23 protein-coding genes are annotated in these 24,906 nt (G+C 45.2%); 11 read left to right on the top strand and 12 right to left on the bottom strand.

The genetic code is table 11. The features are described from left to right. Positions 1–147 precede the first annotated feature (147 nt). The 3 genes from fadI (at position 148) to ACXAFJ_RS09095 (ending at position 4,292) form a co-directional block, all read left to right on the top strand. Entirely contained in the window at positions 148–1,497 is a 1,350-nt protein-coding gene (fadI, locus tag ACXAFJ_RS09105) for an acetyl-CoA C-acyltransferase FadI (RefSeq protein ID WP_475322929.1), read from the top strand. After that, positions 1,494–3,617, top strand: coding sequence for a fatty acid oxidation complex subunit alpha FadJ (fadJ, locus tag ACXAFJ_RS09100; RefSeq protein ID WP_475322928.1), 2,124 nt, complete (start codon positions 1,494–1,496; stop codon positions 3,615–3,617). Before fadI ends, fadJ begins: the two co-directional genes overlap by 4 nt. A 126-nt stretch (positions 3,618–3,743) precedes the next feature. Further along, positions 3,744–4,292, top strand: a complete 549-nt coding sequence (locus ACXAFJ_RS09095; RefSeq protein WP_475322927.1) for an NAD(P)H nitroreductase — start codon at positions 3,744–3,746, stop codon at positions 4,290–4,292. Positions 4,293–4,388: 96 nt separating this feature from the next. On the opposite strand, the gene ACXAFJ_RS09090 is transcribed toward ACXAFJ_RS09095, so the two are convergent. Then, positions 4,389–5,267, bottom strand: a complete 879-nt coding sequence (locus tag ACXAFJ_RS09090) for a LysR family transcriptional regulator (RefSeq protein WP_475322925.1) — start codon at positions 5,265–5,267, stop codon at positions 4,389–4,391. Positions 5,268–5,521: 254 nt separating this feature from the next. Here ACXAFJ_RS09090 and ACXAFJ_RS09085 point away from each other — a divergent pair, with 254 nt between their 5' ends. From ACXAFJ_RS09085 to recR, 7 genes are all read left to right on the top strand, one after another. Next, positions 5,522–6,592, top strand: a complete 1,071-nt coding sequence (locus tag ACXAFJ_RS09085) for a response regulator (protein ID WP_475324096.1) — start codon at positions 5,522–5,524, stop codon at positions 6,590–6,592. A 524-nt stretch (positions 6,593–7,116) separates the two neighbouring features. Next, positions 7,117–7,248 (top strand): hypothetical protein, encoded by a 132-nt coding sequence (locus tag ACXAFJ_RS09080; protein ID WP_475322924.1) that lies wholly within the window; start codon positions 7,117–7,119, stop codon positions 7,246–7,248. A 178-nt stretch (positions 7,249–7,426) separates the two neighbouring features. Then, positions 7,427–7,804, top strand: a complete 378-nt coding sequence (locus tag ACXAFJ_RS09075; RefSeq protein WP_475322923.1) for a YbaN family protein — start codon at positions 7,427–7,429, stop codon at positions 7,802–7,804. A 212-nt stretch (positions 7,805–8,016) separates the two neighbouring features. Further along, positions 8,017–8,562: an adenine phosphoribosyltransferase gene (gene apt, locus ACXAFJ_RS09070; protein ID WP_475322921.1), complete on the top strand. Its 546-nt coding sequence runs from the start codon at positions 8,017–8,019 to the stop codon at positions 8,560–8,562. Between the two features lie 12 nt (positions 8,563–8,574). Then, the gene (gene dnaX, locus ACXAFJ_RS09065) at positions 8,575–10,962 is read left to right on the top strand and encodes a DNA polymerase III subunit gamma/tau (protein ID WP_475322920.1); all 2,388 of its coding nucleotides are present in this window, start codon (positions 8,575–8,577) and stop codon (positions 10,960–10,962) included. A gap of 87 nt (positions 10,963–11,049) precedes the next feature. Then, positions 11,050–11,379, top strand: coding sequence for a YbaB/EbfC family nucleoid-associated protein (locus tag ACXAFJ_RS09060; protein ID WP_475322919.1), 330 nt, complete (start codon positions 11,050–11,052; stop codon positions 11,377–11,379). Positions 11,380–11,394: 15 nt separating this feature from the next. Continuing rightward, the gene (gene recR / locus ACXAFJ_RS09055) at positions 11,395–11,994 is read left to right on the top strand and encodes a recombination mediator RecR (RefSeq protein WP_475322917.1); all 600 of its coding nucleotides are present in this window, start codon (positions 11,395–11,397) and stop codon (positions 11,992–11,994) included. A gap of 65 nt (positions 11,995–12,059) precedes the next feature. On the opposite strand, the gene ACXAFJ_RS09050 is transcribed toward recR, so the two are convergent. The 6 genes from ACXAFJ_RS09050 to ACXAFJ_RS09025 form a co-directional block, all read right to left on the bottom strand. Then, positions 12,060–13,058, bottom strand: a complete 999-nt coding sequence (locus ACXAFJ_RS09050; RefSeq protein WP_475322915.1) for a PKD domain-containing protein — start codon at positions 13,056–13,058, stop codon at positions 12,060–12,062. Between the two features lie 266 nt (positions 13,059–13,324). Beyond that, on the bottom strand, positions 13,325–14,311 hold the full coding sequence (locus ACXAFJ_RS09045; RefSeq protein WP_475322913.1) for a DUF2860 family protein: 987 nt from the start codon (positions 14,309–14,311) through the stop codon (positions 13,325–13,327). A gap of 97 nt (positions 14,312–14,408) precedes the next feature. After that, positions 14,409–15,983, bottom strand: a complete 1,575-nt coding sequence (locus tag ACXAFJ_RS09040) for a histidine kinase dimerization/phospho-acceptor domain-containing protein (protein WP_475322912.1) — start codon at positions 15,981–15,983, stop codon at positions 14,409–14,411. Positions 15,984–15,995: 12 nt separating this feature from the next. Beyond that, complete coding sequence (locus ACXAFJ_RS09035; protein WP_475322911.1) at positions 15,996–17,615, bottom strand: ATP-binding protein; 1,620 nt, start codon at positions 17,613–17,615, stop codon at positions 15,996–15,998. 27 nt (positions 17,616–17,642) lie between these two features. Continuing rightward, positions 17,643–18,368 (bottom strand): winged helix-turn-helix domain-containing protein, encoded by a 726-nt coding sequence (locus ACXAFJ_RS09030; protein ID WP_475322909.1) that lies wholly within the window; start codon positions 18,366–18,368, stop codon positions 17,643–17,645. Between the two features lie 146 nt (positions 18,369–18,514). Then, positions 18,515–18,769 carry a YkgJ family cysteine cluster protein gene (locus tag ACXAFJ_RS09025; RefSeq protein ID WP_475322907.1) on the bottom strand — a complete coding sequence of 85 codons (255 nt, stop codon included), beginning with the start codon at positions 18,767–18,769 and terminating at the stop codon, positions 18,515–18,517. Between the two features lie 168 nt (positions 18,770–18,937). Between ACXAFJ_RS09025 and ACXAFJ_RS09020 the strand changes: the two genes are divergently transcribed. Then, positions 18,938–19,378 (top strand): YcgN family cysteine cluster protein, encoded by a 441-nt coding sequence (locus ACXAFJ_RS09020; protein ID WP_475324095.1) that lies wholly within the window; start codon positions 18,938–18,940, stop codon positions 19,376–19,378. 19 nt (positions 19,379–19,397) lie between these two features. On the opposite strand, the gene ACXAFJ_RS09015 is transcribed toward ACXAFJ_RS09020, so the two are convergent. The 5 genes from ACXAFJ_RS09015 to ACXAFJ_RS08995 form a co-directional block, all read right to left on the bottom strand. After that, entirely contained in the window at positions 19,398–19,898 is a 501-nt protein-coding gene (locus ACXAFJ_RS09015) for an NfeD family protein (RefSeq protein ID WP_475322905.1), read from the bottom strand. A 9-nt stretch (positions 19,899–19,907) separates the two neighbouring features. Continuing rightward, positions 19,908–20,855 carry an SPFH domain-containing protein gene (locus ACXAFJ_RS09010; protein WP_475322903.1) on the bottom strand — a complete coding sequence of 316 codons (948 nt, stop codon included), beginning with the start codon at positions 20,853–20,855 and terminating at the stop codon, positions 19,908–19,910. Positions 20,856–21,066: 211 nt separating this feature from the next. Next, a complete protein-coding gene (locus tag ACXAFJ_RS09005) occupies positions 21,067–21,423 on the bottom strand; it encodes a hypothetical protein (RefSeq protein WP_475322902.1) in 357 nt (118 codons plus the stop codon). Between the two features lie 320 nt (positions 21,424–21,743). Next, complete coding sequence (rlmA, locus tag ACXAFJ_RS09000) at positions 21,744–22,559, bottom strand: 23S rRNA (guanine(745)-N(1))-methyltransferase (protein ID WP_475322901.1); 816 nt, start codon at positions 22,557–22,559, stop codon at positions 21,744–21,746. Positions 22,560–22,693: 134 nt separating this feature from the next. Further along, on the bottom strand, positions 22,694–24,727 hold the full coding sequence (locus ACXAFJ_RS08995) for a methyl-accepting chemotaxis protein (RefSeq protein ID WP_475322899.1): 2,034 nt from the start codon (positions 24,725–24,727) through the stop codon (positions 22,694–22,696). Positions 24,728–24,906: the final 179 nt, after the last annotated feature.

Genomic DNA, 24,906 nt, shown 5'->3' with positions numbered 1-24,906 from the left:
CATTCCAACCACACCACAAGGTGTGGTTTTTTTTATCTGATAAATCTATGTGTTGTAGAAAATCTCAGTTATTCAATTCCTTGTTTGATCTTCACTAACATCCCATTTACATTTAACAGGTCAGACCACGAAAGGGAATGTCAGGGTATGAGTCAAGCTTCTCCATTTATTTCAGATACCAACGCCAATCAGCGACAATCATTGCAAACATCAAACGGCGATAGAGTGGCGATTGTGGCGGGAATCCGTACTCCCTTTGCTAGGCAAGCGACAGCATTTAAAGAGGTGCCAGCGGTTGATCTCGGCAAGATGGCGGTTTCAGAATTGTTGCAGCGCAATGAAGTCGATCCAAAATGGATTCAACAAGTGGTGTTTGGCCAAGTGGTACAAATGCCGGCTGCGCCCAATATTGCGCGTGAAATCGTGTTAGGTACGGGCATGAACATTCATACTGACGCCTACAGTGTCACGCGTGCCTGCGCGACGAGCTTTCAGTCTGTGGTCAACATCGCCCAAAGCATCATAGTAGGAGATATTGATGTGGGTATTGCCGGTGGTGCTGATTCCACGTCGGTGCTGCCTATTGGTGTCAGCCGAAATCTGGCTTCGATCTTATTGTCCCTTTCTAAAGCCAAAACATTAAGTCAAAAATTAACGTTACTGAAAAAGCTGCGTGCCAAAGATGCCATTCCGGTTCCTCCTGCCATTGCAGAGTACTCGACAGGCCTAACCATGGGGCAAACTGCCGAGCAAATGGCAAAAACGCATGGTATTTCTCGCAATGACCAAGATGAGTTTGCTCATCGCTCTCATCAACTCGCCGCCGCCGCTTGGCAAAGTGGACATCTTGCCCAAGAGGTCATGACGGCGTATCCCGAGCCGTTTAAAAGCTGGATAGACCAAGACAACAATGTGAGGTTTGACTCAGAGCTAGCCAGCTATCAAAAACTGCGACCAGCGTTTGACAGAAAACATGGCTCAGTGACGGCAGCTAACAGTACGCCATTAACCGATGGCGCCGCGGCAATATTACTGATGAGTGAAAGTCGGGCGCGTTCGTTGGGTTATCAACCACTTGGCTTTATTAAGTCGTATGCCTTTGCTGCTTTGCCTGCTGAGCGCGATATGTTGATGGGGCCGGCATACGCCACGCCAGTTGCCTTAGATAGAGCTGGAGTGAGCTTGTCAGACCTAACGTTAGTCGATATGCATGAGGCATTTGCGGCGCAAAGCTTGGCAAATGTGAAAATGTGGTCCAGCCAACGGTTTGCCAACGATAAGTTAGGGCGTAGCCAAGCCATTGGCGATCTTGATATGGATAAGTTTAATGTGCAAGGGGGCTCAATTGCCTACGGCCATCCATTTGCCGCAACGGGCGCGCGCATGATAGTACAAACCTTGCATGAGTTGAAACGACGAGGGGGCGGGCTGGCGTTAAATACCGCCTGTGCGGCGGGTGGTTTAGGTTCGGCCATGGTGTTGGAGGTGGAATCATGAAAGGTGAAGTGTTAACGCTCAATATTGATGACAACCACATCGCTTGGGTCAGTATCGACGTGAAATCGGCATCAATGAACGTGTTGGGGCCTGAGTCAATGCAAGAGCTGGCAACGGTACTTGACGAAATAGAATCACAGCACGACTTGACTGGTGTGGTGTTTGTATCTGGTAAAGAAGACAGCTTTATCGCAGGTGCTGATGTGAACATGTTAGCTGCTTGCCAAAGCGCAGAAGAAGCGCAGCACTTAGCGCAAACCGGTCAGACATTATTCCAACGAATTGAAGATCTCAATGTCACCACGGTTGTTGCCATTCACGGCTTGTGTCTCGGTGGCGGCTTGGAAATGGCGCTGGCTTGCGATTATCGAATCATTTCAAATGATGCGAGCACGCGCCTTGGGCTGCCTGAAGTTCAGCTTGGGTTATTGCCGGGCTCAAGTGGTACTCAGCGATTGCCCAAGCTGGTGGGCTTGGTTACAGCGCTCGATATGATTTTGACGGGCAAGCAAGTTCGCGCGAGACCTGCAGTGAAAAAAGGGCTGGCCGATGAAGCCGTTGATGTTGAAATACTCCATCAAGTCGCTGCCGATTATGTGAATAAGCCTAAGCCCAAACGCCGTTTGCCAATTACGCAGCGTATTTTGATGCAACCAGAATGGGTGAGGCAGCAAGTCTTTACCAAGGCGAAAAAAACGGCCGAGCAAAAGGCGCGTGGCAATTACCCTGCGATTGATTTGATTCTTAAGGCTATCGACGCGGGCTTTGGCAGTCACCGCGCTACTGGGTATCAAACCGAAGCGGAGTTATTTGCGCAGCTGGTTATGACGCCGCAATCACACGCTTTGCGTTCCATCTTTTTTGCGTCAACCGAGTTGAAGAAAGACTCCGTAGTGGAAACACCTGCTCAACCTATTGAGAAAGTGGCGGTGCTTGGTGCGGGCCTAATGGGTTCAGGCATTGCTATGGTGAGTGCCAGCAAAGCGGGATTGGATACGCGCATCAAAGATCTCAGCCAAGATGCATTACTTGGCGCTCACGCATATTTGTATAAGAGACTCAACAAGCAACGCCGTCGCCGGTTTATTCGCTACGCCGGCATGCAAAAGCAACTGAACAACTTATCAGCTACTCAAGATAATTCAGGGTTAAAGCGTGCGGATATTGTTGTCGAAGCCGTGTTTGAAGATTTAGCGCTTAAGCAATCCATGTTGGCTGACATTGAAGCTTTGGGGAATAAAAATACAGTGTTTGCCAGTAACACATCGTCGATTCCGATCGCTAAAATTGCCGAGGGTGCGGCGCGACCAGAGCAAGTCATCGGTTTGCACTATTTTAGCCCGGTCGAAAAAATGCCTTTGGTGGAGATTATTCCCCACCATACGACCAATGACCAAACCATCGCTAACACACTAGCTCTGGCGAAAAAGCAGGGCAAAACCGCCATCGTGGTCAAAGACAGCGCAGGGTTTTACGTGAATCGCATTCTTACGCCGTATTTGAGTGAGGCCATGCATACCTTACTGCAAGGTGCAGCAATTGAACGTATCGATGATGCGTTACTCGATGCTGGTTTTCCAGTTGGGCCGTTTACCTTGTTGGACGAGGTCGGGATTGATGTTGGCTCAAAAATTCTGCCTATTATGATTGATGAACTCGGAGAGCGATTTAAAGCTCCTGAAGTGAAGCAAAAAGATGTGTTTGAGGTTTTGCTAAAGGACGGGCGAAAAGGTCGCAAGTCGAGTAAAGGGTTTTACCACTACAAAAACGCCAAAAAGTCGCAAGCCGATAGTGCCGTTTATACCTTATTAAATTGCAAAAGTGACCGCGAATTCGACAGCGCTGATATCTCTGAGCCTTGTTTGTTGACCATGTTAAATGAAGCTGTGCGCTGTTTAGATGAGCAGGTGATTCGTTCCCCCCGTGATGGCGATATTGGCGCCATATTCGGCATTGGTTTTCCGCCGTTTCTTGGCGGGCCATTCCGTTATATGGATAGCATGGGCATTGACCATGTTGTTGAGCGACTGCGTCACTTGCAGCAAAAACGGGGTGACAGGTTTGCACCATGCGATGGGCTGCTAAAACGCGCAGAGCAGGGAGGGTCGTTTTACGGTTAAACGGGTCATCTAGTGAGTCGCTATAACGGGCTAAATCCTTAAAAAATTTGGGTTCGTAATTTGTTGCACTGAGAGCTATTATCATTGCCAAAACTATAATCTCTAAATTAATCACTAGGACATGTTATGGACGCGTTAGAACTTTTACTTAATCGTCGCTCAATCGCAAAGCTATCGGCCCCAGCGCCGGAAGGCAAAGTCTTGGAAAATATCATTCGCGCCGGATTGCGCGCGCCCGATCACGCTGGTTTAACGCCTTGGCGCTTTGTGATTTCTCAAGGATCTGGCTTAGGTAAGCTGGCGGATGTATTGGTTGCGGCTGCGAAATCTGAGAACGCCGACGAGGCGACCATCGAGAAACTCGCCAATGCACCATTTCGTGCGCCCATGGTGATCACTGTGATAGCAAAAGTCACTGAACACGAGAAAGTGCCGGCGATAGAGCAACACCTCTCAGCAGCCTGTGCCGCGCAAGCGATGCAAATGGCTGCTGTGGCGCAAGGATTTCAAGGCTTTTGGCGTTCCGGTAAGTGGATGTTCCACCAACAGGTAAAACAAGCATTTGGTTTGCAAGGCGAGGACGAAATTGTTGGCTTTTTGTACTTGGGTACACCAGGTTGCACGCCGATGAAGGCGCCAGAAAGAAACTTAGCTGATTTTGTTGAGTTTATGTAGCGATCTCTAGCTAGGAATACTGATTTTTAAGGAAAAACGCCAACACAGTGTTGCTGGCGTCTTTTGTGTTTTGCCAAGGTCACCACGCCCTTGAGATTAAAGCTCTTCAAAGCTTTGTTTTACAAAATCGATGAACAAGCGGACTTTTTCAGGCTGCTTTTCTCTGTGGCTATACAGCATGTAAATATCTCGCTGGTTGGCGCACCAATTGTCGAGTACTCGCATTAACTGGCCACCTTGTAAATATTCAGCAACCATAACATCTGGCATCAGCGCAATACCAAGCCCATCAGAGCATGCACGTCGAACTACATTCAGCGCGTTTGCCTCCAATCGCCCCTTGTCTGTGTTAACCAAGGCATCGCCTTCAGGGTTGACCAGTTGCCAGCGCATTAATGGATGACCTTTTAGTAACGCGTGTTTTTTTAAGTCCTCGGCGTGAGTCAGTTTGGGATGTTGTTCTAGATAGTCAGGGCTCGCAACCAAGACATCTTGAATTGAATGTAGTTTGCGAGCAATTAAGCTGGAATCTCTTTGTGGACCTACTTTAAAAATGACGTCCCACTCTTGTGGGTCTAGTTGGTCTAACTGATTGGTGGTGGTCAGATCGATCGAAATATCCGGGTAGGCATGCATAAAGCGGTTAAACACCGGCATCATCATGCGTTTGGTCAGATTCTCAGGTGCGGCGATATGAATTCTGCCAGCAGCTCCACGAGATTCATCGGCAATGTGTTCGGTTTTCTTAAGCAACTGCACCAAAAGGGGACCACATTCTTGGTGGAACTTTTCTCCCGCTTCAGTCAGTGACAATTTACGCGCATGTCGGTTCATTAAACGTATATTTAATGAGTCTTCAAGAGCTTGCATTCGTCGCGTAATTGTTGCGACCGGAATCCCAGTTTTCTTGGAAGTTGCGGTGTAGCTTCCATTTTTTACAACGAGTCGGAAAAGGTTTAAATCATCGAGTTTCATGGCTTAAGAAACAAAGTTTTACCAAACTATCGAATTTATCCTCATTAATGACGCAAAATTTTGCGTTTCGTCAACAAGCATTGAAATATATGCAGTTTCATACATATTGTGCCTACAAAGTGTAGGGACACCTATATTTGTATAAATATAGGTTCGAGACTACTTTTAAGGGGTGGTTATAAAAACAACAATAATATGCACTGATTTTGGTGAGGCAGAGGCTTATGCAAAAAACAACAAATACGGTGGTGAGTATGGCTCCACACCGAGAAATAGCTTCGCAATTGGTTTTAGTAGTTGATGATGATCCTATTTTCAGAAAAATGACTAAAAGCTGCTTGCAAGCACAAGGTTATGAAGTGGTTGAGGCCGACAATGGCGTGAAAGGGTTAGCAGCGTTGAAAGAGCACGAGCCCGATATCGTTGTCTGCGATCTTGCTATGCCTGTACACGGCAACATTGAATTTGTTGAAGAAGTGAGCCTTGAATACCCGTCACTGCCAATCGTGGTGGTGTCTGATACCGACGAGATGTCTGATGTGGCGCGCGCGCTGCGATTTGGTATCAAGGATTTCTTACCCAAACCTTTGAATAATCATGCGCATTTATTACAGGCAATTGAAAGCACACTCGATGAATCCATGAATCACCTGTGTGATCAACGCGATTTTACTACTCAGTGGTTTAGAGTCGACAGTGGCGCATTGCCGGAAGAAGAAGAACTTCACTGGCACCTGCAATATCTGCGTGATAACCCCAATGCCGCCCGCGATTTGTTGCATGCTCTACTGCCAGAGAAAGATACAAAGCAAGGCGATTGGAAATGTGCCTACCGGCTTTTACAGTCTGCCGATACCATGCCACTCGTCTTTGACTATGCGTGGCTAATGAATGGCCAATTTGCGTTTTATTTAGTGGATGCAGAGAGCGGCAGTAGCACTGGGCCAGCGACAACATTACTGGTGCGTGCCTTATTCCACGACTATCTACGTAATTTGAAATCGCACAATGCTGATTTGAAAGACCTCGCGTTTCTGCTGGAAAATGGCCTCAAATGCTCAACCTGCAGTGGTCCAATCAACGCTCTGTTTGGTGTGGCCGATCTCACTGATGGCACAGTGTCTATTTTGCCGGCAGGGGTTGAAGCTCAGTGGTCAAATGGTGTGACTCAACAACACATTTCTGCAGGTTCCAGTTTGGGTAATAACTGCGTGAAGAACTTTGTTGTTGTCGATTTACCGATTCATTCTGCCTGTCAGCTTTCTCTTAGTCGAGTGGGCAGCAGTAGTTTTAGCCTCGATATCTATCAGGGTGGAACCGCCTAAACATTCCTAGTCAATTATCTAAAGCGCTTACTCGATTAAGCGCTTTTTCTTTTCTATACCCAAGTGACCTCAAGATGCGAGGTTCAGCGAGAATTAACTAGTCTTCAGACAAGGCATTGATTTGCAGATCTAGTCGCTTTACATCAAGAATCAATAACGCAGTATGAAGCCTAGTTAAACTCGCCCTTGGGAGCTCATATTCTGACTCATTTCTTCGTCAAAGAACTTGGAAAGGACTCGTCATTCCGCTGCGTTCTCTTCCTTGAACTGAACCAGAATATGTAGCTCTGAATCCTGTATCTTGAAGTTACTTGGGTATATTTCCAAGTAATAAAACCCCTCTAACTCAATGGTTTACATATAACCACAATTTCTATGCTTGTTTTGCTTTATACCCGTGGGGTATATTGTCGCGCCTTCACTATACTGTTTAGGTGATTCTGATAACTACATGCTCAGTAGTTAATGAGATAACTCATGGCCAATGTAGCCATGGTGAGAAAGTTAACAAAAAGGAAGTAATTATGGCTGACCAAGATTACCAAGAACCGTTTAATGTTTGGTACTTTTTAGGGTTTGTTGCTGCTTTGCTTATCCCAACGCTGCCAGCGACATTAACTTGGATTCGAGTGGCAAATGGATACGCCGTTTTCTAATTGAAAAATGAGTTGTAGCGCTCATGTTGTGGCTTTTTGTCGAGCGCTAAATTTGATTTTTCGACCTACTTCCCAGTAAGACCTTCATCTAGCCAAACTAAGACGCTTGTGAGTGACATTGACTCACTTTAGACTAGCCACTTCTCTCTGTTACCAATTGCCTGATTATGCTGACAGTATGAAGCACAAAATTAAAACCTGGGCATACAATGTTGCAGGTGGCCTCGCTCTCGTCGTTGGGTTTATTGGTATTTTTTTACCTGTCTTGCCGACGACACCATTGGTTCTACTCGCTAGTGCGTGCTTTATGAGAGGGAGCCCAAAATTTCATCGTTGGTTATCATCACACCCTACCTTTGGCCCCGTTTTGTCGAACTGGCAACAACATCGATCTGTGTCAGCCAAGGTGAAGCGTCGAGCCAACATTTTAATTGTTTGTAGTTTTTCATTATCAATCTGGATTGTCCCAATTATATGGGTCAAGTTGGGTCTTTTTGTTGGTTTTCTCTACTTGTTGTTTTGGTTTAATCGTTTGCCTACAAGAGACATTGAGTAGAATCAAAATATCCTTACAGAATTGCGGTTGTCGTCGCTTGCTGACTGATCCGAAAATCACTAAGATTGCAGAGAAGTGTGCCCATTCTTCGAGTGGGCATTAATTTTTTGTCGTCAGAAAAGTATTGGACGACGTAACTATCATCGAATTGGATGAGTGATTCTATTTATGGACACACTCTTCTTGAGATGATTTGGTAAAAGATTCGTAATATGACTACTGAAAAAATCGCCCAGATTAAAGCAAGCATCAAATCCATTCCTGATTACCCGAAAGCGGGCATTTTGTTCCGTGACGTAACCAGTTTGATGGAAGACCCTGCAGCGTATCAGGCGACGATTCAAATCTTGGTCGAAAAGTACCAAGCGATGGGCTTCACCAAAATTGTTGGTACAGAGGCTCGCGGTTTTTTATTTGGTGCACCACTTGCACTTGAACTTGGTGTTGGTTTTGTTCCAGTGCGTAAGCCCGGCAAACTCCCACGCAATACGATTGCGCAAACCTATGAATTGGAATACGGCACAGATACGCTGGAAATTCATACAGACGCAATTTCTGAAGGCGATAAAGTACTGGTTGTAGATGATCTTCTTGCGACAGGCGGTACAATTGAAGCCACAACCCAATTGATTCGCCAACTTGGTGGTGAAGTAGAACATGCGGCTTTTGTTATCAACCTACCTGAAATTGGTGGTGACAAGCGCCTAGAAGCTCTTGGCTTAAATGTCTACAGCATTGTCGAGTTTGAAGGACACTAATCGAGAATACTAATGAGTTACCTTGCCTTAGCGCGTAAATGGAGACCCAAGCATTTTTCTGAAGTGGCGGGCCAGCAACATGTGCTGACAGCCCTAGAAAATGCACTTAATCAAGACCGACTGCATCACGCCTATTTGTTTAGCGGTACGCGCGGTGTTGGTAAAACAACGATCGCTCGTTTGTTTGCCAAAGGCTTGAATTGTGAAACTGGGATAACCTCTACGCCTTGCGGTCAGTGTGCGACTTGCCAAGAAATTGACCAAGGTCGATTTGTTGATTTGTTGGAAATTGACGCTGCATCACGTACTAAGGTTGAGGACACTCGTGATCTGCTCGATAACGTTCAATACAAGCCCGCGCGTGGTCGATTCAAAGTTTATTTGATCGATGAAGTGCATATGCTGTCACGCCACAGCTTTAATGCACTTCTTAAAACACTGGAAGAGCCGCCTGAGTACGTTAAGTTCTTACTGGCGACTACTGACCCGCAAAAACTTCCTGTTACCGTGTTATCCCGCTGCTTACAGTTTCATTTGAAACCGATGTCGGCCGATACCATACATCAGCATTTGGACAAAATACTGGATGCTGAGCAAGTGGGTTTCGATAATAAGGCATTAGGACTTATCTCGCATGCTGCGGAAGGCAGTATGCGAGATGCATTAAGCTTGACCGATCAAGCGATTGCATTGGGCAATGGACAAGTTGATCTGCCTCATGTGGTCAACATGTTAGGCACCTTAGATACTGATCAAGCGCTGCATTTGTTAGAAGCTATCAGCAGTAAAAATGCTGAATTGGTGATCAACAAAATCGCTGAATTGGCCAATGTTGGTGTTGAGTGGGACGGACTGCTAAAACAGTTAGTTGAGCAACTGCATCGCGTTGCCATGTATCAATTTCTTCCATCCACGCTTGATCAAGCTGAGCCCGATGCTGAGCATTTGACTCTGTTGGCGGGAAGCTTGAGCCCTGAAGAAGTGCAGCTGTTTTATCAGATTGCGTTAAAAGCCCGTCAGGATTTGCCTTTGGCGCCAAACGGCCGCATTGGTATTGAAATGGCGGCGCTAAGAATGTTGGCATTTAGGCCTGTTGCCCCGACTGTTAAACCCCTATCTACGTTATCGTCAACGGATGTTTCAGCTAACGCCGGTTCGAGTGGCGCTCCGGTTGCTCAATTACAGCAACAAATTCAGCCAAACTCATCCGCACCTAATCAGTCAGTCGCTGAAACAAGCAATGGGCAAATCGACAAAGCAGTTCAGAGCGTTCAGGCACAACAGCAAAACACGCTGAGTGAACAACCAGCTCGTAAGGCTGTGAGTGAAAATGTGTCGGACAGCAATTCTCCTATTACTAATGTGCCTTCAACGGGTGAACACTCGCAAACACAGTCTGGGCCTGATTACAGCGATTTACCACAATACGATGAGTCGGACTATTCGGAGGCTCACGGTGAATATGGTTTGCCAGAGCCCAACCAATCTGTTGTTAGTCAAGCGAAAATAGAACTGCGCGCAACAAACACCGTTGAGCCAGCCCCCAACAAACCTAGTTTGGCTGGTTTGCGGCATCAACTGCGCTCTCAACGTAAGAATTTGCAAAAGAGTGAGCCCCAAGCTCAAGGGGCTAACTTTCCTCGAACTCCTCAAACTGGAAAAAAGTCTGACGCCGCTGATTTGGCGGCGAACCATGCTGAGCGAAATACGGCTCGGTCAGAATCAGCTCAGCCAAATCCAGTTCAGGCAGGAGTCGTTCAGCGTCAGTCTAAGTCGAGTTCCAAGTCAAAATCCAAGCAATCATCGGTTTTAGATAGGATTGCTCAGCGACAATTTGTACCCGCGACCAAAAGTTTGGTTGAAGATGCGCAAGCTGGATCGCCTGAGCCAGATCAGCCTTACCAGTGGAAACCATCTCAGGTTATAGAAACTCCCGTTTCTAAAGAGCTCACGCCCAGTGAGTTGAAAAAGGCGTTAGAGCACGAGAAAACACCAGAAATGACCGAGCAACTGGCCGCACAAGCTGTGAAACAAGATTCGTGGTCAGGCTTGATAAAGTCGCTCGAGATTCCAAAAATGGTTGAGCAACTAGCCTTGAATGCCCACTTCCAGCAGGTGGAGAATACGGTGACCTTAGTATTGCGCGACCATCAGCAGCACCTGGCAACTGATAACGCAATTCAGGCACTGCGAAGCGCACTGAATCACGCAATGGAATCCGACGTAGAACTCAATGTCGAGATTGGGTCTAGTGGCGAAACGCCGTTGGAATTAAGAGAGCGTTTGTATCAAGGGAAATTGCAGCAAGCACATGCGTCTTTGGCTCAAGATGATGTGGTTCAGTTTATAGAAAACCGTTTTGCTGCCACACTGGATAAAGATAGTGTGAGACCGATTTAAAGTGATTCGATTTGGAAGTTGAAACTCATGGTTGCAACCCCAAGATCTAATTAATCCATAACCTAGATATTAGCTAGAGAGAAAAACATGTTTGGAAAAGGCGGTATGGGCAATCTAATGAAGCAAGCCCAGCAAATGCAAGAGCGTATGCAAAAGCTTCAAGAAGAAATTGCCAATATGGAAGTCACCGGTGAGTCAGGTGCTGGCTTAGTTAAAATTACTATCACTGGCAGTCACAGTGTTCGTCGCGTTGATATTGACGAAAGCCTAATGGAAGATGACAAAGACATGCTGGAAGATTTGATTGCAGCAGCGTTTAACGATGCGGCGCGTCGAGTTGAAGAGACGCAAAAAGAAAAAATGGCGGGTATCACTGGTGGAATGCAAATGCCACCAGGTATGAAGATGCCATTCTAAGTCAGGCGTTAGTCGATGAAAACCAGCCAAATGCTGGAACAGCTGATGGAGGCGTTGCGCTGCTTGCCTGGCGTTGGCCCAAAATCAGCACAACGTATGGCCTTCCATCTGTTGCAGCGCGATCGCAGTGGGGGAATGAAGCTTGCGGATGCGTTGACAAAAGCCATGTCTGAAATTGGCCATTGCCAAGAGTGCCGGACGTTTACTGAGCAAGATGTATGTCATATCTGCTCGAACCCCAAACGTCAGGAAAACGGTCAGCTGTGTGTAGTCGAGAGCCCCGCCGACATTGCTGCGGTAGAAGCTACCGGTCAGTATTCAGGGCGTTATTTTGTGTTGATGGGGCACTTGTCGCCGTTAGATGGAATTGGGCCGAGTGATATTGGACTGGATGTGCTGGACTATCGTTTGCGAGCTGGTGGAATCAGTGAAGTAATCCTGGCGACCAACCCGACGGTAGAAGGCGAAGCCACGGCGAGTTATATTGCCGATTTGTGTCATCACAATAACATTCAAGCTAGCCGAATTGCCCATGGTGTACCAGTGGGTGGAGAACTTGAGTTGGTTGATGGTACAACCTTGTCTCATTCGCTGTTAGGCAGGCATAAAATTTAAGCCGTAGTTCAAATAAGTAAGAGCCGCGGATGCGGCTCTTTTTTTAAGTTCGTTTCTTTGGCGAGTTACTTTTTCAAAGCCACCTCAACGGAAGAACTAAAGTTTGCTGTCTGATTTGCCTGGTCAGGTGTAAAACCGGTAAGTCTTGCGCCTAGAGCATTAGTATATAGAGCACCTTGCAACTCTAAGAAATTAGAGATTTTGCCTGAAGTTTGCTGTCCGATCACTGTTGCTTGATTACCGTCTGTTGTCAGTAAGTGAATCAAGAGTTCAGCCATCGCTCCTGTGTTATTAGATGTCAACACTACCAACTTAGTTGGAGCAGTGAAATTCGTCAGCGGTTCAACAGTTTCTACATTCTTGCCATTGTTAGCGCTAAAGCGGCTCGATAAACTAATCAAACGTTGGGCTAGTGCTTTGGTTGTCGCTTCATCACCAGTTCGGGTTTGTGTTAGGTCTAGAATCAGTTGATTCTTGTTACTGAAATCAGGCAGCTTGCTAGTCCAATCAAAGTTCTCTTCTGCACTTAGTGCGTTCAAAGTAAGCCAATTGGTGTCTAAACCATCTTCTCCCCAAATCCACTTATGGTTATTGTCGATAGCGGTTTGGTCAAAGGTAAAGCCATTGACTGAATCTAGCCTAGTTAGGTCGTTGTTTTGCTCTAAGACGAATGTCGCCGAAGTCGCTGCAATCGCTGCTCCAACAGTAATTGAAATCTCTTTTGTGGCCTTTTTGTTTGCGATACTAGATTGAGCAACCAGTTTGATTTTGTAATCACCTGCAGTGGAGAATGTTACAGTCGGATCATCTGTGGTCGTGCTGCTAAAGGTGACATTTCCGGGCCCACTTACTTTTGTCCATGAATATGATTGAATTTTGGCATAATCAACTCGTGTTTCGGCTGTTGTGAATATCTGGGCGGCCGCGTTGGCGGTAAATGCAGGTACTTGGTCGACTCGAATTATTGGTGTCCAGTCGTGTTCCAAATCTTTTTTCGATTTACAACCAGTAAGGACAATAGCCAGTCCAAGAAGTACGAGTGCTGAGGCGGTCTTAATTTTCATTATTCGAATCCTTTGCGTGACTCACGCGAATCAAAAATTGGGGAATAAAAGTGCAGGGGTAGAATATGAAAATGGGCCAAGACTTACTGTCTCAGACTGTGTGATAAATGTGACCAAATTAGTCGAAAGTGTCGAAATTTATGACTATTTATCAATGGTTTATGTTCTAATTTAATAAAAAAGGCTCCGAAATCAGCCTAGGGGAACTGAAGTCGGAGCCGGACCAAAATTGGACAAGTTAGTGTATTACAGGGAATGTAATTCGCTTAGAAGTTGTATGACATACCAACAGTGGCAAACATTGCGTTGGAGTCATAGAACGTAATTTCTGAATCAGCTTGTGTATAGCCAATAAACGCTTGCACATCAGTGTTTGCTAAACCAAACGGTTCAGCATAAACATAACCTGTGTAGACGCTCATCTCGGTTGTATCTTGCTTCTTATTAAATACTGGGTTTGCCTGATCGTAGCTGGACGCCTCAGCCCCAAAACCCAGTTGGAATGTGTGTTTGTCTGCCATGGCAATAAAGGTCAACCCACCACCAAAACTGCTGTAGCTGTTCGCCTTGCCTTTAGCATCGTTGCTTGAAAACTCGATGGAAGGAGACACTAAGATTTGTTGCGTTAAAGGTAGCGTGGTCGATAACGAGAAGCTGAGGAAATCTGCATTTCGGTCAAGCTGACTTTGTTCTGCAGCCGTAAGGTCAGTCGTTCCGTCAACTTTTTTGCCACCAACTTTACCTGACTGTTCATCACTGGCTGAGATTTCACTATTAGCCATTACAACTTGAGTGCTAAAAAAGTCGTGGTCGTAGCCTACTAAAACCCCTTGTGAATCCATTGTCGCGGTCGTACGTTTTGCATTAGTGACAAATGGGTCTTTCCACACTTCGCCACCGCGTACACCGGGAAGGTAGGCTAGGGTAAGTGCACCAGCGCCACCAAATTGTTGACGAACACCGACCTGGAACCCTTCATCTGCGGCGCTTAAAAACAGTGTTGTACTATCCATGGTGTAAAACAATTCGCCACCAGGTAGTGCAGTTCCACCGCTGATAGACTTGCCCTTTTTATCTAGGCTCGTAGTTGTTGCATTGTCGTCGTCGGTATTGAGTTGGGACTCTTCTGAGCCGAAAAACGCGAACAAACCGACTGAACCGCTAAGACCTTGAGGTAGATCTTCTGCAAAGACGGAAAATGGAGCTAATAACGAGGCTCCGGACAATAACAATGTGGTTTTACGTAAACTCATCTAAAAATTCCTTTCTCGGTAAGTGCTGACTATGGGTACTAAGTTATCACTCAATTTTTAGGGGATATACAGACTTTTATGGACGATCTAGTCACATTTAGTCACACAGCAACGGAAGTTGGACAGTGAGTCGTGTCCCCTTTAGATTTGGACATTGTGAGACGGATACGGAACCTTCGTGCCAGTGAGCGATAGCTTTAGCAATGGCGAGATCCATCCCTTGAATTAGCGAATCGGATTTGCTCGCAAGTTCTGATTCTTGATGGACCACAGGTTCAAAAATGGATTCTCGTGACTTGTCAAAGTAGCCGTCGCTGGACACATGTATATTAAGAGAGTCTTTATCGAGTGCAGTCAACACTTGTACTTCTTGTTTGGCGCTACGGCAAGAATAGGTTAGGAGGCCGTTCAATGCTCTTTGAATGCCTTTGTCATCGAGTAATAGTTCTGTGTCTTGGGTTAAGTTTTCGACCTTGAGTACGATGTCTATTTTTGGATACTGCTCTATGGACTTTTCTATCTGTGAGCACACTTTACTCAGTATATTAACTTGCTTTTTTTGGCTGCGATCAGCAACCCGATTGTAACGAGAAAGCAGTAATGTTTGGTCAATGATCCTGTCTAACTCATCAATATTTTTTTCAATAACAGCGACGTATTTCTCTTTGTCTTGACGAAAGTTTTTTTCAGCAGAAAACATTTGGTAGGCAAACTGAAGACGATGGAGCGGATTCCGTAGGTCCTGCGAAATAGCATGGGTGAGTTGCTGCTGAGTCTTGACCGATTTTTCGATGCCGTTTGACATGAGATTGAATGTTTTGGCCAGTTTATTTACCGCAGATATAAAGGATACCTTTGCTTTGACATCAAAATTCCCCTCGCCGAATTTCTCTGCTGTGGTCGCTAGTTTCCTTAAGTCACGAATAAGAGGGTAAAACCAAGCGGCCAAACTCAAAGCCATTCCGACGACTATGTATATCACGCTTCCAATAATCACATGGTTATCAACTTTGCCGATATAGTGGTCTTCAACGGTTAGCCAATTGTTATTGGCTAAGGGAACGGCATACGTACTGTTAATTGCAAAGTCTTGTGAATACCAAATGTCATTAAATTTGGTTTTACTAAAGTTGGCCTTGTTAAAGGCGACAGGATCAATTATTTGATAATTTTGCTGATACTCGGACGCGATGGATTCAACGAGAAGCAGTTGCTCTGATGGGTTCAGATTGTCCAGCTTATTTTTGAATAGTATCAATGGGCCGTAAAATAAGTCGGCAAAGTCTTGAGCGGAACCATGATCAATTGCAAGCTTAAGTGCTTGCTTTCCATTCTTAAATCGATAGTAAAAAACACCTGGATCACCAAAGACAAAGCTGAAATCGCGATCTGGAATAACTTCGTCGCTTGCCTTTAAGTTTGTTATATCAATTAATTCAATGTCATGGGCAAACTGGGGTTTAACATCAGACATGAGAGCCTGTTGCTCTTTGGGTGACAGTTCAACAAGTTGGCTTTCCAAAAGTTGAAGCGGAGGTCGATAAGACGAATCGTAAAATTCTTCACTCAGGTAGATACCATAATAGGCAAGTGGGTTAACCGATGGCGGCATCATGAGCAACACCAAGGGTCCAATTAGCATGATGACAAAGACGATGATACTTCTGAGCATTATTTGGCAGCCTTACGCTGAAGTATCCGTTACAACGGGTTTTGCATTTTTGGCAGGCTGGACATGTGGCCACTCGACCAAGAATTTCGCACCACCTAACACACTTCGACCAACACGAACGTCACCATCGTGCCAACGTGCAATACTTTTCACAATGGCCAGACCCAGACCGTGCCCTTTGTTAGCTTTGCGTTCTTCATTGTTGAGCTGAGCAAAAGGTTCAAATACTTTGTCAAATAGGGACTCATCAATTCCTGGTCCATCGTCTTCGATAATCATCTGCAGGTTATTGCCTGTTTGCATAAAGGTGACGCGCAATTGCGTTTCTGCAAACTTGGCCGCGTTACTGGTTAGGTTACGGAAAACTCGAATCATACCTTTTGAGTCAAGAGAAAATGACTGTGTCATCAAAGTAGGGTGGCACAAGAAATCGATTTTCAGGTGGGCATTTTCCATGCGGAAATGCTCCACTTCTGTTTTTAACTCGGAGCCAAACTGACAAATCATTCTTTGACTCATGTCGGATACACGATTGTAGCGAGACAAGATAAGCGTTTGATTGATCAAGTGATCAAGATCTTCAATACTGGAGTTGACAATACGCTCGTACTTTTCTTTTTGCTCTTGCTCTATTTCGTCATCTTTCAACATTTCAAAGGCAAAACGCAGGCGGTAGAGTGGAGTTCGTAAGTCGTGCGCGATAGCATTGGTTAATTCACGCTGAGTTGCCATTGATTTTTCAATGTTGTCGGCCATTTTGTTGAAGGCCGTGGCAAGACGAGCAATGACCGAGCGTTTGTAAATTTTTGAACGTGTATGCAGTACACCTCTACCAAATTCATCGGCAGTTTTTGACAGTCGTTTTAGGTCTCGTAAGAATGGAATTGACCAGACGGTGATGGCAAACACAATAGTGAAAAGCACATAGGCAATCGCTGCCGTCATCAACTGGATATTAATTTTGTAGGCTTCGAAGTCTAGGATTTCTATCCATGTATCTTCATCGAGCTTTAGTAAGATGTGCGAGTCAATTTCTTCGGTTTCTTTATTGTAGACATTTCCGTTATTGGCAAACTCATGCAAGTTTTCAGGAAGATCGTCTTTTGAGATCAACGACACTTGCATTGGGTGTTCGGAATTCAGCTCTTTTATTAATTCAGGCCACTGCTCTTTGGGGTAACGTTTGAGGTCTTGTTCGAGTATGTAAAGAGGGCCGCGAGCGAGATCAACAATCATGGACTCTTCGGTGGGTTCAAGAGCAAACATGATGACGCGGTGTGACCCTTTGACTTGGTGATAGATTGCTCCGGGCTCTCCATAAGCAAGCGCCATTTTTTGATTTAATAGCTTATCGAAAAGCTCTTGCCTGTCTTTGAGATCTTCAATATACAGTAGGTTTAGTTGCAAACTGAAGTGAGGTTGCAGTTCAGCAATATATTCATCCCATTCGGATTGGGGACGAGAAAGTAACTGCTCTTCAATCGACTTTAACGTGAATCTAAAGGTCGAGACCATGTATTTTTCAGTTAACGACGTTGCAAATAAGTTGACTGGGTTAATGCCTGAAGGAAAGACAATTGCCAACATCGGGATGGTCAGCGCCACCAACAAAATCAAAAAACTACGAACCATAATCTAACCTACAACCCAATCTTTCTATTAGTGATGGTGTACATCACTGCACAACTGATAGCCTTTACCGCGTACCGTAATGATCAACTGTGGCTCGTGTGGGTCATCGTTTAGTGAACGGCGCAGTCGAGAAATTCGTCTGTCGATAGAGCGATCCAAACCGTCGTATTCAAAGCCGCGAATACTTTGTGCAATCATGTCCCTTGAAACCACACTACCGGCATTTTGTGCAAGTAGATATAAGAGCTCAAATTCAGCCGTGGTGAGTTTGATATGGTTGTCATTGAGTGTGACGAGTCTGCGTTGCAAATCGATATGGAGCGCACCTACGTGCAAAGACTGGCTGTCAGATTGTGTCTCAGAGCGACCTTGGCGTCGTAATAGTGCCCGAATACGAGATAAAAGCAGTCTAGGTTGAACTTGTTTCACGACGTAATCATCAGCGCCTAGCTCCAGTCCCATTACTTGATCGATATCGTCGTCAAGTGCAGTTTGCATTAGGATCATACCTGGGTATTGATCGCGGACTTGTTTACATACTTCCATACCGCTTTGTCCAGGTAGCATGATGTCTAAAATGACCAACTCTGGCTTTTGCGTGAGGATTTGCTCGACGGCACTTATGCCATCGCCCACGACTAAGACTTCAAACTCATAGTTTTCTAGAAAACTTTTAATGAGATCGGCTAGATCGGCATCATCCTCAACTAAGATAATTTGATGTTTGTGTTTAGTTGAATCTAGACTGGTCATGGTTTCTGACTCACTTTATTTGGGCTGCAAGAAAAATTTAACAATACCAAATATAGCGATTTGCCTGCGTGCTAGCTGTGACCAATTGTGACGGGGTGACCAAATTTTGTGTCGAGTCTAGCAAAGACGAATTTTGCCTTCGTAACCTATTGGATTGTAATCACTTCAAGCTCATTGAGGGTGGCCATGGCTTGGTCATTGGTTGCGCCACAAACGATTTCGCAGGGTGCAAACTGTAAGCAGACTTGAGGGCGCGAATCGTCACCAAACAGCTTGCAAAGATTTTCATCATTGAGCTGAATACAGCGAACACCTGCGGGCTTGCCATCAGGCATGCCGGGAATGGCTGAGCTAATACTTGGTGCGATGCAGCACGCACCACAACCTAATCTGCAATCCATAATTCACCGTTTGGTTGGGGAAAAAACAAGGCAGCGAGTCTAGTGTGCCGTTGACGATGAGTCAAACGTTACAAGTTTGGTGCCTGCTTGGAAAGTATACTGACTTGCATTAACTATCCTAGAGGAGTATAAAGCCGAACCTAATTATTGCTTGTATCGACCGCTGAGATTTCCATGGCTTTTTGGCAAGAAAAAACACTAGAACAAATGAGTGAAACCGAGTGGGAGTCTCTTTGTGACGGTTGTGGTAAATGTTGTTTGCACAAGTTGATGGACGACGAGACGGAAGAAGTCTTTTACACCAACGTTGCCTGTAGTTGGCTGAACCAAGAAACCTGCTCTTGTAAAGATTACCCCAACCGGTTTGAATCAGGAGAGGCGTGTTTGAAGCTGACACGAGACAAAATATCAGAGTTTCACTGGCTACCTCGTACTTGCGCTTATCGTCGTTTGGCCGAAGGGGATGAACTGCCTGGTTGGCACCCTTTAATCACAGGTTCAAAGACAGCAATGCACAGAGCAGGAGAAAGTGTTCGAGGGCAGGTGGTGTATGAGATTGACGTAGTAGATTGGGAAGACCATGTGATTGATCTTCCCGATAAGTTTTAGCGCAACTGGTTACTTGGTCCTATGTCGCTGAATCCTGTGAAGACGTCTCCTGAGGCATTACAGTAAACGAACCCACTTCCACACCTTTTACAATCACAGTTTCGCCAGCACTGACGATGTCACGTGTGCACTCGTGAGATAGAAGTAATTCCCAGCGAATACCTGAATACATGACATATGCTCTCCCTCGTTTCGGCAAATCTTGCTCAAGCACAAATTTTAATCCGATGAAGTCGCTGTGAATATTCAGCTCTCTGCGAGGACGGTTCTGTAGCCGCTTAAGTGGAAACCACAACAAAACGGTTAACGCACCAGCGCCAATGCCCGTACCCGATGCTAACGTGGCTATATCCGTAGTAATGATGCCAAAGTAAGCCAAAGAACCAGTGACAATGGCTGATAGTCCAATGGCAAGTAGGACTATTGTGGATAGCCCGAGCAACCAAGCTTCGATAACTAGCAAGACCAAACCGATTACTATGGTGGTTTCCGCCATGTGTGTTTGCAGATACTCCAACATAACTTGTTCCTATTTCGCTACTTTGTTGAGAGTGCCGATAATACTCATTGCTTCTGCAACTACGTTAGCTGCGCTATTGTTGCTATCGGGTAGCAATACAACAGAAGACTCTTTGGCAATGGCTTGTTTGGCGTTGATAGCTTTTTCAGCCAAATCCAGCTGAATTGCTTTTTGACCTTCATCGGTAGCCGCAGTTTCACCGACAACGCGAAGTGCTTCTGCTTGGGCTTCCGCAACTGCCAAAATGGCTTGTGCTTCACCTTGCGCTTTCAAAATTTGCTCTGATTTTTCTGCTTCTGCTGCTAACACTCGTGCTTGCTTTTCACCTTCGGCAACGTTAATTGATGATTGTCGTTCACCTTCGGACTCTAAAATAGCTGCACGTTTTTCACGTTCGGCCTTCATTTGACGTTCCATGGCGTCGAGCACCGAGCGCGGCGGATCTATGTCTTTTATTTCGTAACGTAATACCTGAACACCCCAAGGTGCGGCAGCTTCATTGATAGCAGAGACGATGGCGGTATTTAGGCTTTCTCTTTCTTCGAAAGTCTTATCCAGTTCCATTTTACCCACTTCGCTACGCATTGTAGTTTGTGCCAATTGCGTAATTGCGTAGATGTAGTCATCTACACCGTAACAAGCCTTGAATGGGTCTAGGACTTTTATGTAAAGAACACCGTCGACAACTAAAGAGATGTTGTCGCGGGTAATAGCTGATTGGCTAGGAACATCAAATGCTTGCTCTTTTAATGTTCTTTTGTAGGCGATACGGTCTATAAATGGAACGATGAAATTTAGACCCGCTTCCATAGTCTTGCTATAACGCCCAAAACGTTCGACAACATGAGCGGTATTTTGCGGAACTAAGCGTACGGTACTTTTCAGAATAACAACAATAAGTACGGCCAAGGCTACCCAACCGTTTAGAATAATGCCAAGAACTTCAGAGATTTCCATAGGGACGACTACACCAGTTAAATTGAACGCGATAGTTCAATTTAACTGATTTGTCATATTAACTCTGTGGTAGAGAATGGAATTTCGATCAAAATCTACATTCTGTCGAGCAGATATGCGACTTCGATGGAGTTTGCTGAGGGCTAACACCATCGAACTTCAGGCAGGCCAACCGGATGACTTACTCTTGTCTAAGCTGACTCAATTCAAATTAGAGTATTGCCAGCAATATGCCACCTACGGTTGCCGCAGCGGAAAGGTATTGCCCAGCTGAGTATGAACCGTCCTCTTTTTGCTCTATTTCTTCAGGGTGGTCCATACCTAAAGCACCGTGTGCAAACGATTCGACTTTTTCACCTACGCTTTTTTTGCCATCCATATTGGCTTGAGACTCTTTATCTATTTCCTGAAGAGCGGCAAGCAAGGCTTTTCCCTCTTCAGAAAGTGTCACCTTATTTTGCTCTACTTTTAGTGGAGCAGGCGCTGATTGTGTTGTAACAGGGCCCGCTTGAGTTTTGACATTTTGAGTCGAGGGAAGTGGCGTTTGCCCTGTTCCTACTGGTGTCATACTCATCTCCTATTAACATCTTCATAAATTTGTATCGGCAGAACCGAGACGAACTTTGATAATTCTTTTGGGTTGAACGCAACAAAATGTTGCTGACGACGATTTCGTCTTTGGTTGTATGGAAAGCGAAAAGTATGCCAACCCCAATAGGATCGCTTGAAGTCAAATGTAACCAAAAAAGACTCAAAACGTATACTTTGCAAAAACAGCGGGTTACGGTCTGAATTAGGGGTTCTCAGTGAATTCCAAGATGAAACTACTGAAATTTTAATGTTATCGAAGAGTCAGAAACACAGTGTTAAAGAGGTGATTCATTGCCGCTAGGTGTTATCGCGCTGATACAAACTGATCACAAAGCTAGCGTCGCAGAGGTAGTGATCTCGTTTGAATAACTCCGTTTTAAAGTCAGGTTTGGCTTTCCAGGCAAATGGGGTCATTTCCAATAGATCATGCGCCAGTGGACCGGTTAACTCCATTGAATAGTTAAGTTTGTCTTGTTTGACAAGTGTAAAGCCTTTGAGATCTTCAGCTTGCTCATCATGTAAACGCACATCTCCATAGATGGCTTCTCTAAGTTGAAATAGGTGCCTTGACCCCGGGGTGACAGTAATAATGACCCCTCCAGGTTTAACCACTCTTCGCAGCTCTTCTTCTTTACAAGGCGCGTAGATTCTTACCAAGGCATCAATTGAAGCGTCGTTGAATGGCAAACGATAACTAGAGGCAACACTAAACTGACAATCTGCATAGCGTTTAGACGCGTATCTAACGGCAACTTTTGAAATATCTAATCCAAATACCTTACTGTGTTTGCTCATCAGCTGTGTTTGAATTCGACTGGTGTAGTAACCTTCACCGCAACCAATATCGAGCAAAGTACCGGCTTCTGGGGTATGGCAATCAGCCAGCTCGGCAACCAGTGTTGCTAACGGTGAGTAGTGGTCAGCCTCTAGAAATCGCCTTCTTGCTTGCATCATTTCCTTATTATCACCTGGTTGTTTAGAGCGTTTATGGTGAGGAGGAATGAGGTTGACATAGCCCTCTTTAGCAATATCAAACTGATGATTGCTGGCGCATTGGAATCGATTTTCAACCTGATTTAGCGGCTGATGACATAAGGGGCATTGGTAGGTCATAACTGGGTGTCTTAGGCAAGAAGGCAGCGCGAAGTCTACCAAGTGCTGAGATTAAAATCCAAATATCGGTGTGTTGCCCCAAAATGCGACTTATATGTAGCGATTGGACAACACACCAATTAGCTTATTTAAGCTTAGGTAAACATCTCGACATTTTTTCTCAAAGTGTCGGATTCGTTGATCAACTGCTTGGACTGAGCAGCAGCTTCTACGGTTTTTTCATGATTACTCATTGTAATGTTGTGAAGCTCTGTTGCGCTCTGGGCGATGTCTTTGGAAACCAAAGCTTGTTGCTCAGATGTGGCGGCAATGGTTTCAGCTTGAAGGGTGATGTTGTTAACGCTTTGGGTGATTTCTTCCAATGAACGATCGGCATCTTGAACCCGTTGTAAAGCGGAGTGGGCATTAGTCTTACTGTTAGTGACCAGATTTACAGCTTGCTGCGCCGATTGATTAAGTGTATCGATAATATTTACCACATCTTCAACTGATTGTTGGGTGCGTTGCGCCAAGCTTCTTACTTCATCGGCAACCACTGCGAAACCGCGCCCATGTTCACCGGCTCTAGCTGCTTCAATAGCTGCATTTAACGCCAATAGGTTCGTTTGTTCCGCAATTTCATCAATGATATTAGTAACAGATTGGATGTTTCGGCTATCACTACATACTTGATTGATGGCACTTGAGGATTGGTCAAGCATGTCGTTCAGCAACGCTACTTCTTGGGTCACTTGCCCAACTTGGGTACGGCCAGAGAGACTTTGTTGGTTGGCATCGTTGACATCCGACGCAATCGCTTCAACTTGATTGGCAACCGTACTGGCAGACGCCGACATTTCTTCAATCGCTGCTACCATCTGTGACAGGTGTTGCTGCTGAAGTTCAGAACCAGTGAGGTTTTGGGTTGCATCTTCACTAAGCTGTTGAGCCGTGTTATTAACAAGATCGCTGGAGGCACGAATTTGAGTAACCATGGAATTTAACTCCTTTGCCATCGAGGCAACGGAGTTTTGCAGTTTTAGAATCTGATTCTGAGTGCTGCGGTTGCAAACCGGTATATTGGCAGAAATCTCTCCATCAGACAGACGTGCCATAGACTTTTCCAATGTCGTTAATGGGACTAGAATTTTTCGTAGCGCTAAGGAGATAGTGGCAAAGGTGATGACTGCAATGACCAAAGAAGTCATTACTATTATCTTCAGCAGTGACTGGCTGCCTTTGGTAACTTCAGAGAGATGGGTTCCACCCAGTATCTTCCAGTCCCAACCTTCGATGTTTGTGTACACCAAGTATTTATCCGAGATACCATCTTGCCCCTGCCACGGAAATACAATTTGCCCAGTTTGTTCGTTAAAAATTTTGTTAAAAGGCTGGTTGCCTGCTGCATCCGTGATGTCGAGAATCGATTTTCCAGAATTTCCAAACGTCGGGTGCAAAAGGTACTGGCCTCGGCTGTTGTCTTGATTGTCCAATATGATGGTGTAACCCGTATCACCCCATCCGATGGTCTTAAGAGACTGGAAAATTTCTTCTCTTACGTCACTGAGGTTTAAACCAACAAAAGATAGGCCGACGACGTCGCCTTTTCTGTTCGTGATAGGGTGGTAGTAGGTCAGATAGTCCTGACCGAAAAGTTTGGACTTGGCATGAAAAGCTTGCCCAGCAAGTAGTGCTTGGTAACCGGGATGAGTACTGCCTAGAGTCGTACCTAACACGCGCTCGCCTTGTGCATTTTTAAGCGAAGTTGCAACCCGAATAAAGTCATTGTTATGTTTGACGAACACGGTGGCCACTGCACCAGTATCGTTAGTGAAACTATCCACATGTCGGTCATTACCAATGACACTGAGATAACCAATTCGAAGATCTCGCAAATCTAGACCGTGAAATGTTTTCAATTGAGAAGATGTTTGTAACCCTTTCAAATATTGGGTTCTAAACATGGTTTCCAACATCTTAGCGTTTTCTAAATAGGCGCTGTATTGTCCCTCAACCGTCCTGGCTATCGATTCAATTCGCGTTTCATGCTCTTGAAGTGTCTTGCTAGTGAACAGCTGGTTGGCATTATTAAAAACTAAAAACGCGATTGTAGAAAAAGCCGTAAGCAAACTAAAAGAAAGTAGTAGCTTAAGCTGAAAGCCCACGGACTTGTTTTGATAGTTGGCCATTGAATGGTTCCTGATTAGATTCTTGTGGCGTCAATTAACGTTGACGTTAACAACAACCAAAAGTACAACACTAAAAAGTACGGTCTTTAAGGTTGGTCTTTATCGCATTGGCGTCACTTATAATGCAAGCGATAAACGAGGATGAATGGTTGATTGATGATAAAAGAATCAGTAGGGAA

The organism is Vibrio sp. ABH4_348 (assembly GCF_056159765.1).
This window is presented reverse-complemented; position numbering and strand designations above follow the sequence as displayed.